General features: G+C 65.9%; 15 protein-coding genes. 2 read left to right on the top strand and 13 right to left on the bottom strand.

What is annotated here, in order from left to right; all coding sequences use genetic code 11:
* Positions 1–22: 22 nt before the first annotated feature.
* The 13 genes from DT343_RS05390 to DT343_RS05450 form a co-directional block, all read right to left on the bottom strand.
* Entirely contained in the window at positions 23–2170 is a 2148-nt protein-coding gene (locus DT343_RS05390) for a sodium-translocating pyrophosphatase (RefSeq protein WP_112862037.1), read from the bottom strand.
* Between the two features lie 177 nt (positions 2171–2347).
* Positions 2348–2776 carry a hypothetical protein gene (locus DT343_RS05395; RefSeq protein WP_112862038.1) on the bottom strand — a complete coding sequence of 143 codons (429 nt, stop codon included), beginning with the start codon at positions 2774–2776 and terminating at the stop codon, positions 2348–2350.
* Between the two features lie 42 nt (positions 2777–2818).
* Positions 2819–3808: a thiamine-phosphate kinase gene (thiL, locus tag DT343_RS05400; protein ID WP_112862039.1), complete on the bottom strand. Its 990-nt coding sequence runs from the start codon at positions 3806–3808 to the stop codon at positions 2819–2821.
* Positions 3808–4332, bottom strand: coding sequence for a transcription antitermination factor NusB (nusB, locus tag DT343_RS05405; protein WP_017503912.1), 525 nt, complete (start codon positions 4330–4332; stop codon positions 3808–3810). The genes thiL and nusB overlap by 1 nt, the downstream gene beginning before the upstream one ends.
* Positions 4329–4790 (bottom strand): 6,7-dimethyl-8-ribityllumazine synthase, encoded by a 462-nt coding sequence (gene ribH / locus DT343_RS05410; protein ID WP_017503913.1) that lies wholly within the window; start codon positions 4788–4790, stop codon positions 4329–4331. Before ribH ends, nusB begins: the two co-directional genes overlap by 4 nt.
* A complete protein-coding gene (ribB, locus tag DT343_RS05415; RefSeq protein WP_112862040.1) occupies positions 4787–5923 on the bottom strand; it encodes a 3,4-dihydroxy-2-butanone-4-phosphate synthase in 1137 nt (378 codons plus the stop codon). The genes ribH and ribB overlap by 4 nt, the downstream gene beginning before the upstream one ends.
* Complete coding sequence (locus DT343_RS05420; protein WP_112862041.1) at positions 5923–6525, bottom strand: riboflavin synthase; 603 nt, start codon at positions 6523–6525, stop codon at positions 5923–5925. Before DT343_RS05420 ends, ribB begins: the two co-directional genes overlap by 1 nt.
* A 65-nt stretch (positions 6526–6590) precedes the next feature.
* Positions 6591–7211 carry a RibD family protein gene (locus tag DT343_RS05425; RefSeq protein ID WP_112862042.1) on the bottom strand — a complete coding sequence of 207 codons (621 nt, stop codon included), beginning with the start codon at positions 7209–7211 and terminating at the stop codon, positions 6591–6593.
* Complete coding sequence (gene nrdR / locus DT343_RS05430; RefSeq protein WP_039245113.1) at positions 7211–7681, bottom strand: transcriptional regulator NrdR; 471 nt, start codon at positions 7679–7681, stop codon at positions 7211–7213. Before nrdR ends, DT343_RS05425 begins: the two co-directional genes overlap by 1 nt.
* A 7-nt stretch (positions 7682–7688) precedes the next feature.
* Positions 7689–8972: a serine hydroxymethyltransferase gene (gene glyA / locus DT343_RS05435; protein WP_112862043.1), complete on the bottom strand. Its 1284-nt coding sequence runs from the start codon at positions 8970–8972 to the stop codon at positions 7689–7691.
* A gap of 69 nt (positions 8973–9041) precedes the next feature.
* Complete coding sequence (locus tag DT343_RS05440; RefSeq protein ID WP_112862044.1) at positions 9042–9227, bottom strand: DUF6898 family protein; 186 nt, start codon at positions 9225–9227, stop codon at positions 9042–9044.
* A complete protein-coding gene (hemA, locus tag DT343_RS05445) occupies positions 9224–10450 on the bottom strand; it encodes a 5-aminolevulinate synthase (RefSeq protein ID WP_112862045.1) in 1227 nt (408 codons plus the stop codon). The genes DT343_RS05440 and hemA overlap by 4 nt, the downstream gene beginning before the upstream one ends.
* Positions 10451–10581: 131 nt before the next feature.
* Positions 10582–11382: a class I SAM-dependent methyltransferase gene (locus DT343_RS05450; protein WP_258522506.1), complete on the bottom strand. Its 801-nt coding sequence runs from the start codon at positions 11380–11382 to the stop codon at positions 10582–10584.
* A 148-nt stretch (positions 11383–11530) separates the two neighbouring features.
* Here DT343_RS05450 and hemB point away from each other — a divergent pair, with 148 nt between their 5' ends.
* Together hemB and DT343_RS05460 are read left to right on the top strand one after the other, a co-directional pair.
* Complete coding sequence (gene hemB, locus DT343_RS05455) at positions 11531–12529, top strand: porphobilinogen synthase (RefSeq protein WP_112862047.1); 999 nt, start codon at positions 11531–11533, stop codon at positions 12527–12529.
* On the top strand, positions 12529–13020 hold the full coding sequence (locus DT343_RS05460) for a GNAT family N-acetyltransferase (protein WP_112862048.1): 492 nt from the start codon (positions 12529–12531) through the stop codon (positions 13018–13020). Before hemB ends, DT343_RS05460 begins: the two co-directional genes overlap by 1 nt.
* Positions 13021–13022: the final 2 nt, after the last annotated feature.

Raw genomic sequence — 13022 nt, forward strand, 5'->3', positions numbered from 1 at the left:
TTCGTAATGGCTGTGGTTTAGCCTAGCCGATGGTCCCGCTCGCCAGCACCGCCAGCAGCAGCAGGGCGACGATGTTGGTGATCTTGATCATGGGGTTCACCGCCGGACCGGACGTGTCCTTGTAGGGATCCCCCACCGTATCGCCTGTCACAGCCGCCTTGTGGGCTTCGGAGCCCTTGCCGTGGACGACGCCGTTCTTGTCGGTGAAGCCTTCCTCGATCACCTTTTTGGCGTTGTCCCAGGCGCCGCCGCCCGACGTCATGGAGATGGCGACGAACAGTCCAGTGACGATCACCCCCATCAGCATGGCGCCGAGAGCCGCGAAGGCGTTCGCCTTGTCCGAAATGGCCAGCACCGCGACGAACAGGACGATCGGCGACAGCACCGGCAACAGCGACGGCACGATCATCTCGCGGATCGCGGCCTTGGTCAGGATGTCGACCGCCCGGCCGTATTCCGGCTTCACCTCATAGGTCATGATGCCGGGGTTCTCGCGGAACTGGCGTCGAACCTCCGCAACGACCGATTCGGCCGCCCGTCCCACCGCCATCATCGACATCCCACCGAAGAGGAAGGGCAGCAGCCCCCCGAACAGCAGTCCGACGACGACGTAGGGATTGGTCAGATCAAAGGCGATCTCTCCCATACCCGCAAAGAAGGGATAGTCCGCCGGATTGGCCGAGAAATACTGCAGGTCCGATGTGTAGGCGGCGAACAGCACCAGCGCGCCGAGGCCCGCCGAACCGATGGCATAGCCTTTGGTCACAGCCTTGGTCGTGTTGCCCACGGCGTCCAGGGCATCGGTCGAATGCCGCACATCGCTGGGCAGACCCGCCATCTCGGCGATGCCGCCGGCGTTGTCGGTCACGGGTCCAAAGGCGTCCAGCGCCACGATCATTCCCGCCACACCCAGCATGGTCGTGGTGGCGATGGCGATGCCGAACAGGCCGGCCAGCTGGAAGCTGGCCACGATGCCGACGATGATCGTCAGCGCCGGCAGCGCCGTCGCCTCCAGCGAGACGGCCAAGCCCTGAATGACGTTGGTGCCGTGCCCGGACACCGAAGCGTTGGCCACCGATCGCACCGGACGGAAGCCGGATCCGGTATAGTATTCGGTCACGACCACGATCGCCGCTGTAACAGCCAAGCCGACCATGCCGGACCAGAACAGCGCCATCGGCTGGATTTCCAAACCGCTGGCCGTCACGATCGGCCCTGTCACCATCTGGTCGATCACCCACCAGACCGCGCCGATGGAGAGGACGCCGGTGACGATCAGCCCCTGGTAGAGGGCGCCCATGATGTTCTTGGACTTGCCCAACCGCACGAAGAAGCTGCCGACTATGGAGGTCACGATACACACCGCGCAGATCGCCAGCGGCAGCACCATCATCAGATCCACATAGGGTTGCCCCCGGAAGAAGATCGCAGCCAGCACCATGGTCGCAACGGTGGTCACGGCATAGGTCTCGAACAGGTCGGCCGCCATGCCGGCGCAGTCGCCGACGTTGTCGCCCACATTGTCGGCGATGGTGGCGGCGTTACGAGGATCGTCCTCGGGAATACCCGCCTCGACCTTGCCCACCATGTCGCCGCCAACGTCGGCGCCCTTGGTGAAGATGCCGCCGCCCAGGCGCGCGAAGATCGAAATCAGCGAGGCGCCGAAGCCCAGCGCCACCAGCCCGTCGATCACTTCGCGGCCCGTTGGGGCCAAGCCAAGATGCTGGGTCAACACGATGTAGTAGCCCGACACCCCGATCAGAGCGCCGCCCGCCACGAACATGCCGGTGATGGCGCCCGAGCGGAACGCCAGGTTCAACCCCTTGGACAGGCTTTCGGACGCCGCCTGCGCCGTGCGGACATTGGCCCGCACCGAGATCAGCATCCCGGCATAACCGGCCGCGCCGGACAGGACGGCGCCGATCAGGAAGCCGATAGCGGCATAGATTCCAATCAGGAAGTAGGCGGCGATCAGGATCACGATCCCGACGATGCCGATGGTCAGATATTGCCGCTTCAGATAGGCCGAGGCGCCTTCCTGGATCGCGGCGGCGATCTCTCGCATCTTGTCGTTGCCAGTGCTCGCCTTCATCAGCACGGCGGTCTGCGCGGCGCCATACAGCACCGCCAGCACACCGGCCGCGAAGACCAGCGTAAGTGAGTTCGTCATTGGCGTTTCCATGCCCTTGCAAACAGGCGCGCAGGCCTTGGCGCGGTCGGGCTTTATCGCCTCTGTCCGCCTTCCGGTCCCCCCGCACGCGGCGAACGCGTCAGTGCGTTCTTTGGGATTTGCAAAGGGAGCCTGTCATGGCAGGCGGAGTGACGCAACAGCGGTCGGTCAGCCCGTTCAGCGGGCGGTTTGCATGCCCGTTCGGCGACGCGGCGACTGGCTGACGACCTCGACGCGCCGCACGGAGCCACGACCCGAGATCGCCGCAGACGCCGCCACCAGCGAGGCGGACAGAGCCCGCTCGTCCAGCCGCGTCCAATCGCTGGGCACGGTGAAGGGCGTCTTGTGCGCCGCGCGGACGACGGCGTCGCGGAAGAAGGCCTCCTTGGGCTTCATCTGCTCAACGGTCTTGCCGGCGCCCAGTTCGAGCCTGAGGGCGACGAACACGTAGTTCCGCAAACGCCCGCCCTCGATGACGGGCAGGCCGAGGCCCGCGATACTCAGGGCCGCAGGTGCGGACTCCGTTTCGCTGCCGGAGGCGGCGGCGCGACTGGCGGCGCCGGTCAGTGCGGCGGTTCCAACGGCGATCAGGTTTCTACGGTCCATGACGACACCCTGCCGGACGGGCGTTAGGATTCCCTTGCCGCGTCAGCCGTGAGTCCAGCCGTTTCTGGCCATCGGCACGGGCTGACCGTCGTAAAGGACCGTCAAGCCCTGACCTGCGGTGACCTCGCCGACGCGGGTCAGACGAATCAGTCGGCGCTCGGCCTCGCGCCGCAGGGCGTCTTCGTGGCGCGGATGGGCGGTGAAGGCGATCTCGTAGTCGTCGCCGCCACTGGCGAGATCTTCCAAAGACAGCTGCGGATCGACCCGGTCGTCGAACCAGGCCTGGGCCGCCGCGGACAGTGGCAGGACGTTCAGATTGAGCGCCACGCCAACCCTGCTGGCCTGCGCAATGTGGGTCAGGTCGGCAGCCAGGCCGTCCGACACATCGACGGATGCGGTGGCGAACTCGCGCACGATGTCGGCGAAGTCGGTCCGTGGCGTCGGCATCCGGTAGTGGCTGACCAAAGCCTCCATCCGCTCAGGCGCCAGACGCAGCTGCCCTTGCGCCGCCTTGAGCCCCAGAAGCCCGTCCCCGACGACGCCGGTGACAAAGACGAGATCGCCGACCTGCGCCCCTGCGCGAGAAACGGTCTTGCCCGTCGGCGCCCACCCCAGGGCCGTCAGCGAGAAGGACAGCGGGCCAGGAGTCTTGACCGTGTCCCCGCCGAGCAGATGAACGCCGAACCGCGCCTGATCCTCGGCTAAGCCCGCTGCAAAGGCCTCGCGCTCTGGCCAGCCGCAGCGCTCCGACCACAAGCAGGCCAGCAAATAGCCGAACGGCTCAGCCCCCTTGGCGGCAAGGTCCGACAGGTTCACCCGCAGCAGCTTCCTGGCGACCGTGTCCAGCCGATCGTCAGGCAGGAAATGCACGCCCTCGACGATGGCGTCCTTCGTCAGGATGAGTTCATGACCCGGGCGTGACGGCAGCGCCGCCACATCGTCGGCCAGCCCCCTTCCCCACTCGGGATGGGACAGGGGCTTGAACAGCCGCTCGATCGTCTCGAACTCGCCCGCGACGTCGAGCGCCGGCATTATTTGCGGGTGTCTTTGGCCACGCCGTCCAGCGCCGCGTTGACGAAGCGCGCCTCGGCGTCGTCGAAGAAGGCCTTGGCCAGTTCGACATATTCGTCGATCACGACCTCGCGCGGGGTCTCGGGATGCTTGATCAACTCCCAGGCGCCCGACCGCAGCAGGGCGCGCAGGGTGGCGTCGATCCGCTCCAGCTTCCAGTTGGAGGCCAGGCGGGCCTTGATGGCCGTGTCGATGTCGCGCTGACTTTCGATCACGCCGCGCACGATGTCGGCGAAATAGGCCTCGTCGGCCTCGGCCAGGGCCTCGCCCTCAATGTCGGCGTCGAAGCGGAAGTTGGAGAATTCGGTGATCACCGTCTCCACGCCCTCGCCCGCCAGTTCCATCTGATACAGGGCCTGGACGGCGGCGAGACGCGAGACGGTGCGGGCGCGACGCTGTTTGGAGCTCAGATTGGGCTCGGCGCGCTGCTTTTCGGCTTCAGCGAGTTGTTCGAGGACGGCTTTGACGCTGTTCGGTTCAGTCATGCGCCGACGCCATGACGCAACCGCTTCTTCAATGCAATGAGGTCCAGGCACGCCTTGGCCGCGCCACCGCCCTTATCCCCTTCCGAAAGACGGGCCCGATACCAGGCCTGGTCTTCGTCCTCAGTTGTCAGAATGCCGTTGCCGATGATGACGCCCTTGACGCCCAGAGCCATGATGCCGGCCGCCGACTGATCGGAGACGATCTCGAAATGATAGGTTTCGCCACGGATGACCGTGCCCAGGGCGACATAGCCGTCATAGCGGGGCGCGGTCGGGAAGCGGCCGGCCTCCTCGGCCAGGGCGATGGCCGGCGGCACCTCCAGCGCGCCAGGCACGGTGATGACGTCGAAGTCGGCGCCGCGCGCCTTCAGCGTCTCCTTGGCCCCTTCCAGCAGGGCGTCGGCCAGGTCGTCGTAGAAGCGCGCCTCAACGATCAGAATACGGGGGGCTTCGGTCACGCCTTTGTTTCTCCATCCATGTCGCGCCAGCCGACGATGCGCAGGCCGTAGCCTTCCAGCGCCGTAGGTTCGGGTCGCGTCGAACTCATCACGATCATATCCCTGACGCCCAGGTCCAGCAGGATCTGGGCCCCCACGCCATAGGCGCGCAGCGATCGATCCATCGCCGCCGGCTTGTCCGCGCCGGCCAGCCGTTCGGCCAGCGAGGTGAGCGACGGATCGCGCAGGAAGACGACGACGCCGGGGCCGTCATGGTCGGTGATCTGTTTCAGGGCGCTGGGCACATAGTCCTGGCGCGCCTCGACGTGGCCCAGCAGGTCGCAGGCGAAGTCCACCTGGTGCATCCGCACCAAGGTCGGTTTGGCCGGATCGATGCGCCCCTTGACCAGGGCCACATGCTCGGCGCCCTCGATGGTGTTCTTGTACAGCATCAGGCGGAACGGTCCGCCGTGGACGCTTTCGAACGGCGTATCCATGATCCGCTCGACGAAGCGTTCGGTGCGGCGGCGATAGGCGATCAGGTCGGCGATGGTGCCGATTTTCAGTCCATGCAGTTGCGCGAAGGCGACCAGATCGGGCATCCGCGCCATCTCGCCGTCGTCCTTGATGATCTCGCAGATCACCCCGGCGGGCGTCAGGCCGGCCATGCGGCTGATGTCCACGGCCGCCTCGGTGTGGCCGGCGCGGACCAGAACCCCGCCGTCGCGCGCGACCAGCGGGAAGATGTGTCCCGGCGAGACGATGTCGTCCATGCCCTTGGACGCATCGGTCGCCACATGGATGGTGCGCGAGCGGTCGGCGGCCGAGATGCCGGTCGTGACGCCGTCCTTGGCCTCGATCGAGACGGTGAAGGCGGTCTTCATGCTCTCGCGGTTGTCGGCGGCCATCGGCGGCAGGCGCAGTTGCTGGGCGCGCTCGGCGGTCAGGGCCAGGCACACAAGACCGCGCGCCTGGCGGATCATGAAGTTGATCTGGTCCGGCGTCGCAAACTGGGCGGGGATGATGATGTCCCCCTCGTTCTCGCGATCCTCGGCGTCCACCAGGATGTAGGGACGGCCGTTGCGGGCGTCTTCCAGAATGTCCTCGATGGGACTGATCGGGCTGTCGTTCATGTTCGCGGCCTGGGCTTGCATCACGCGGTCTCCTGCCACCGCGCGAGGTATCGCGCCAGCATGTCGATCTCCAGATTGACCGGATCGTCCACTTTCAAGCGGCCCAAAGTCGTCACGTCCCAGGTGTGCGGGATGATGTTCAGCGAGAAGACCTGACCCTCGACGGCGTTAACGGTCAGGGACACGCCGTCCACCGTAATCGAGCCCTTGGCGGCGATATAGCGATGCAGCGGCGCGGGAGCCTCGACCTCGATCCGGTGCGATCCGCCTTCGGGCGTGATTGAAATCACCCGGCCAAGACCGTCCACGTGGCCGGACACGACATGGCCGCCCATTTCGTCACCCAGCTTGGCGGCCCGCTCCAGATTGACGCCGTCGCCTGTCTTCCAGGCGCCCAGGGTGGTCTTGGACAGGGTCTCGTTCGACACCTCGACGGCGAACCAGCCTCCCCGTGCATCGTGGCCCTTTTCGGTCACCGTCAAGCAGCAGCCCGCGTGGCTGATGGAAGCGCCCAGGTCGATGCCGTCGGTGTTCCAGGCGGTCTCGATCTCGTAACGGCGGTCGCGATCGGTCTCGCGGACCTCGCGGACGCGGCCGATGTCGGTGACGATGCCGGTGAACATTTGGACTCTGGACCCCTTGGGAGAAAAATACCGTCTAATTCGTCTAATCGTCTAATTGGACGGCGTCAGAGACGGGCGTAGCGTTCCCACAGATCGTCCCCGACGGGCTCGACGCCCAGGCGACGGAACTTGGGGGCGTCTGCCAGCTTTGCAAGAGCCAGGGCGGCGACGCAGGGCCGCCCCTCCCCGCCCAGCAGGATCGGGGCGCGGAACCACTCCAGCACATCGACGGCATCGGCGCGCAGGAAAGATGCCGCGACCTGGCCCCCGCCTTCGATCAGAAGCGAGGTTGCGCCGGCGGCTTCCAAGGCTTTCAGCACGGCCGGGATGGTCGGACGACCGTCCTCGGCGGCGACCTGCACCACCTTGGCGGCGCCGATCGCGCGCGATTCCGCCGCGGTCAGGATCAGGGTGTTTTCGCCGGCGACCTTCGCCGCCGGCGGCGTGCGCAGCCGGCTGTCCAGCACGACGCGCAAGGGCTGATCCATGCTGCGTCCCGGCAGGCGGGCGGTCAGTTCGGGATCGTCGTGCAGAACCGTCTCGACACCGACCAGGATCGCGTCGTGGGCCGCGCGCAGGCGGTGACCCTCAAGCCGCGCGGCTTCGCCGGTGATCCACTGGCTCTCGCCCGAGGCCGTGGCGATGCGCCCGTCCAGGGAGGTCGCCAGTTTCAGCGTGACCCGCATCAGGCCTTGCCGGACGGTTCGTCGAACCCTTCGTCGCCCAGGAATTTGGCGAAGTCGCCGGTGTGGCGGAAATCCTTGTACACCGAGGCGTAGCGGACATAGGCCACCTCATCCACGCCCTTCAGCGCCTTCATGATGAAGTCGCCGACCGTGCTGGACGGGATTTCGGTCTCGCCCAGGCTTTCCAGCTGGCGGACGATCCGATTGACCATCTGCTCGACCTGATCAGCCTGAACCGGGCGTTTGCGCAGTGCCACGCCCAGCGAGCGTTCCAGCTTGTCGCGGTCAAAGGGGGTGCGCCGTCCGTTGCGTTTCAGGATGACCAGTTCACGCAGTTGCACACGCTCGAACGTCGTGAAGCGCCCGTTGCAGTTCGGGCAGGACCGGCGGCGTCGGATGGCCGATCCGTCGTCCGACGGCCGGCTGTCCTTCACCTGAGTGTCCTGATGACCGCAAAAAGGGCACTTCATCAGGCGCTTATCCGTAGATCGGGAAGCGGTGCGTCAACTCTCGCACCTGGGCCGCGACGCCCGCGACCACGGCCGGATCAGCTTCGTCGCCGCCATTCATCGACGAGACGACGTCTGCGATCCAGTGACCGATCTGCTTGAACTCTTCCTCGCCGAAGCCGCGCGTAGTGCCGGCCGGCGTGCCCAGGCGGACGCCCGAGGTGACGGTGAACGGAGCGGTGTCGAACGGCACGCCGTTCTTGTTGCAGGTCATCAGCGCCTTTTCGAGCTCATGCTCAGTCGCCTTGCCGGTCACGCCCTTGGGCCGCAGGTCGACCAGGGCCAGGTGACTGTCGGTGCCGCCTGAGACGATGGCCAGGCCGCGCTCGATCAGGACGCCGGACAGAGCCTGGGCGTTTTTGACCACCTGTTGGGCATAGCCCTTGAACTCGGGCTTCAGCGCCTCGCCGAAGGCCACGGCCTTGGCGGCGATGACGTGTTCCAGCGGGCCGCCTTGCAGGCCGGGGAAGACGGCGGAGTTGATCTTCTTGCCCAGATCAACGTCGTTCGAGAGGATCATGCCGCCGCGCGGACCGCGCAGGGTCTTGTGCGTCGTCGTGGTGACGACGTGGGCGTGCGGGACCGGGTCCGGATAGGCGCCGCCGGCGATCAGGCCCGCATAGTGGGCCATGTCCACCATCAGATAGGCGCCGACGCTGTCGGCGATTTCGCGGAAGCGCTTGAAGTCGATGTGGCGGCTGTAAGCCGAGGCGCCCGCCAGGATCAGCTTGGGCTTCTCACGCTCGGCCATTTCGGCGACATGGTCGTAGTCGATCAGGTGAGTGTCTTCGCGGACCTTATAGGTCACAGGTCGGAACCACTTGCCCGACTGGTTCGCGGGCGAACCGTGCGTCAGGTGTCCGCCGCAGGCCAGATCCATGCCCAGGAAGGTGTCGCCGGGCTGCAGCAGGGTGAAGAAGACCGCCTGGTTCGCCTGGGCGCCCGAGTGGGGCTGGACGTTGGCGAAGGCGGCGCCGAAGAGTTGCTTGGCGCGCTCGCGCGCCAGATCCTCGGTCACGTCGACGAACTCGCAGCCGCCGTAATAGCGACGACCGGGATAGCCTTCAGCGTATTTGTTGGTCAGGACCGAACCCTGCGCGTCCAGCACCGCCTGAGAGACGATATTCTCTGAAGCGATCAGCTCGATCTGTTCGCGCTGACGGCCCAGCTCGCCCTGAATGCCCTTGACGACATCCGGATCGGCGTCAGCGAGCGTCTTGGTGAAATAGGCGTCGTGGGTGAAGGCCGTCACGCTGGAATCCCCGGAAATCAGAAGCTGGCCTATCTATCCCCAGCCGCGCGCGACCACAACATCTTGTGGTCAGCCTTTGCCCAGAGCCCGCCTCAACTTGGCGATCGCCACCCGTTCGACGGACTTGGGCTCGTTGCCCGGCCCCATCGCGCAGACCTCTCGGCCCGTCGCGACATGGATGGCCGAGCATTTGAGGTAGGGGCCGTTTCGGGTGAATTCGACGATGACCTCTCCGAGGTCGTCGCCCGTCGTCATGCGGCGACGGGTCGGCGCGCCACGTTGCAGTGGGCGAACAGCTTGTCCATCGCCTGGACCAGATCATCCATCATGGCGTCGGTGTGGTTCGGCGACGGCGTGAAGCGCAGGCGCTCGGTCCCCTTGGGCACGGTCGGATAGTTGATCGGCTGAACATAGACGCCGTACTCGTCCAGCAGCATGTCCGAGATCATCTTGCAGTGGACCGGATCACCGACGTGCACCGGCACGATGTGGCTCTCGCTTTCCATCACGGGGATGCCGGCCGCGGCGAAGCGGGCCTTGAGCGTCGCGGCGCGCTCTTGATGCTGGACGCGCAGTTCGGGGTGGGCCTTCAGGTGACGAACGGAAGCCAAGGCACCGGCGGTCAGGGCCGGCGGCAGCGAAGTGGTGAAGATGAAGCCCGAGGCCCAGCTGCGCACCGCATCGATGATCATGGCGTCGGCGGCGATATAGCCGCCCATCACGCCGATCGCCTTGCCCAAGGTGCATTCGATGATGTCGATCTGGTCCAGCACGCCGTCGCGCTCGGCGACGCCCGCGCCGGTTTCGCCATACAGGCCAACCGCATGGACCTCGTCCAGATAGGTCAGGGCGCCGTATTTCTTGGCCAAGGCGATAGTGCCGGCCAGGTCGGCGATGTCGCCGTCCATCGAATAGACGCTCTCGAACGCGATCAGCTTGGGCGCATCGGCGGGCGCCGCCGCCAGCAGGGCCTCCAGATGCGCCAGATCGTTGTGCATGAAGACGTGACGCTCGCCGCCGCCGTGGCGGATGCCGGCGATCATCGAGGCGTGATTCAACGAATCGGAGAAGGTGATCAGGCCCGGAAGGATCTTCTGCAGGGTCGACAGCGTCGCCTCGTTGCCGACATAGCCCGAGGTGAACAGCAGGGCCGCTTCCTTCTGGTGCCAGTGGGCCAGCTCGGCTTCCAGATCGACGGCGGAGCGGGTCGTGCCGGAGATGTTGCGCGTGCCGCCGGCGCCGGCGCCTACCGCATCAATCTCACTATGCATGGCGTCCAGCACGACGGGGTGCTGGCCCATGCCGAGATAGTCGTTGGAGCACCAGATGACGACGTCCTGTTCGGAGCCATCCTCACGGCGACGCACAGCCTGCGGAAACTGACCGCGCACGCGCTTCAGATCGGCGAAGACGCGATAGCGTCCTTCGCTGCGAACCTGCTCCACCGAGCTATTAAAGGCGGCCTTATAGTCGAACAAACTACGCGTTCTTTCGCTTATGGCGATGTCTTTGCGTTGTTTGCTCTCCCGAAGCGGGCTTGTCCATGTCCGCCGCATGGACAAAACGCCCCAAACCCTTAATTGATAACGGGTCGCAGTATCAAGATCGATCAGCCCGGCTTGCGGAAGCGATAGACGAACTGGTCCGTCTTGCCGCGGATCTTCTCGTCGAAGACGTTCAGGCTGTGGTCGTCTGCGGGATTGGCGACGGCCTGGCTCTCACCCTCGAAGACAAAGCCGGCCGCTTCGACCTCGCGCTTCAGATAGTCGCCTTCGATGCGGTGCAGGGTCTGGACCGCCGAGATGCCTGTGCCAGGCGCGGCTTCATGGTCGATCAAAATGTAGCGGCCGCCGGGCTTCAGCGCCGCAAACACCGCCGCGTTCATCTTGGCCACGTCGGTATTGAAGCCGGGGATATGGAAGTCGTGGTATTCCTGGCTCATGAAGATCATGTCCAGCGGCTCGGCGTAGGTCATCGCGTCCAGCAGGCCGTTGACGCGCGTCACGTTCGAATAGGCGGCGACAAGCGCATCGGCCCCGGCGTTCTCGCGCGCCATCGTCCGCTCGGGCACGAAGGCGTAGACCCGGCCGGTCGGGCCGACCACGTCCGAAAACAGACGGGTGAAATAGCCGGCGCCGGGGCGAATGTCGGCGACCTTGTCGCCCGGCTCGAGTTGGGCGAAGGCGAGAATCTCGGCCGGGTGACGCAGCGGATCACGCGCGACCTCTTCGGCCGGACGCTTGGGATCGGCGACCGCATCGGCATAGAGACTGGAATAGCCCGCCGGCTGCGCGTCGGCCGCCGGGCTGACCACGGTCCGCTCTCCACCGTCCGAGTCGATGATGATGCAGCCGGACAGACCTGCCGCCAGAACCAGGGCCGTTGCACCCGCCGTCAATTTCCCGATCATCACCGTCTCCATTGATTTGTCGCGATAGGCTCGCATTTCGCCGATCCGCGCAAGCCGTCATCACGCACGAAACGATCCGACGCATCACGCGATTTGCGCACCGGTCGTTGCGGCGCTAGTCCGACGCTGGATTTTCCAAGGTCTCGCCATGCTTCCCTATCAGCCCGCCCCCTTCCCGCTCGCCCGTCCGCGCCGCCTGCGGTCCAGCCCGTGGGTGCGGCGGCTGGTGGCGGAAACGACCCTGACGTCGGCCGATCTGATCTGGCCGTTGATCGTCCATGACGGCGCTGAGGATCGCGTCCCGGTCGCCTCCATGCCCGGCGTGTTTCGGCTTTCCCCCAAGGCGGCGGCGGCGGCGGCGGTCGAGGCGCGCGACCTCGGCATTCCGATGGTGGCCTTGTTTCCCAATGTCGATAACGCGATCAAGGATGCGGTCGGCACGGGCGCGACCGATCCCGACGGCCTGATCCCCGACTGCATCAAGGCGATCAAGGACGCCGCGCCCGAGATCGGCGTCATGACCGACGTCGCCCTGGACTGCTACACCGACCATGGCCACGACGGGGTGATGGAGGGCGACCGGATCGCCAACGACGCCTCGTTGGACCGTCTGGCCGAACAGGCCTTCATCCACGCCCACGCCGGCGCCGATGTCGTGGCCCCGTCGGACATGATGGATGGCCGCATCCAGGCGGTGCGCGAGGCGCTGGAGGCCAACGGGTTTCAGGACACGCTGATCCTGTCATACGCCGCCAAGTTCGCCTCGGCCTTCTATGGCCCCTATCGCGACGCCGTGGGCTCCTCGGCGATGCTGAAGGGCGACAAGAAGACCTATCAGATGGATTACGCCAACTCCGACGAGGCTCTGAAGGAGGTGGCGATGGACCTGTCTGAAGGCGCAGATGCGGTGATGGTCAAGCCGGGCATGCCGTATCTGGATATCGTGCGACGGGTGTCCGAGACCTTCCGCGTGCCGACCTTCGCCTATCAGGTGTCGGGCGAATATTCGATGATGCAGGCCTCCATCGCCAATGGTTGGCTGGACCAGGACCGTGCGATCCTTGAGACCCTGCACGGGTTCAAGCGCGCGGGGTGCGCGGGCGTGCTGACCTATTTCGCACCGCAGGCCGCACGGCTGCTGGGCTGATGGGCGTGGAGATTCGGCCGATCACGAAGGCTGACTGGCCGGGCCTTTGGCCGATCATCGAGACCGTCACCCGCGCGGGCGAGACCTATACCTATCCGTTGGACATGGACGAGGCGCAGGCGCGCGTCCTGTGGACGCCGCCGCCGCCCGGCGGAACCTTGGTTGCGGTTGAGAACGGCCAGGTGCTGGGCGCAGCCAAGATCATCCCGAACCAGCAGGGAAACGGCGCCCACGTCGCCAACGGCAGCTTCATGGTCGCGCCCGAAGCGCGCGGGCGCGGCGTGGCCCGGGCGCTGGGCGAGGCCGCGCTGGCTTTCGCGCGGGATTCCGGCTTCCGGTCCATGCAGTTCAACGCCGTGGTCGAGACCAATACCGTGGCCGTCGCCCTTTGGAAGAAGCTGGGCTTCGAGATCGTGGGCACGGTTCCCGAAGCGTTCGATCACCCGACGCACGGCCCGGTCGGCCTGCACATCATGCACCGCCGGCTCTAGGC

Source organism: Brevundimonas vesicularis (genome assembly GCF_900445985.1).
GTDB classification, from domain to species: Bacteria; Pseudomonadota; Alphaproteobacteria; order Caulobacterales; family Caulobacteraceae; genus Brevundimonas; species Brevundimonas vesicularis_D.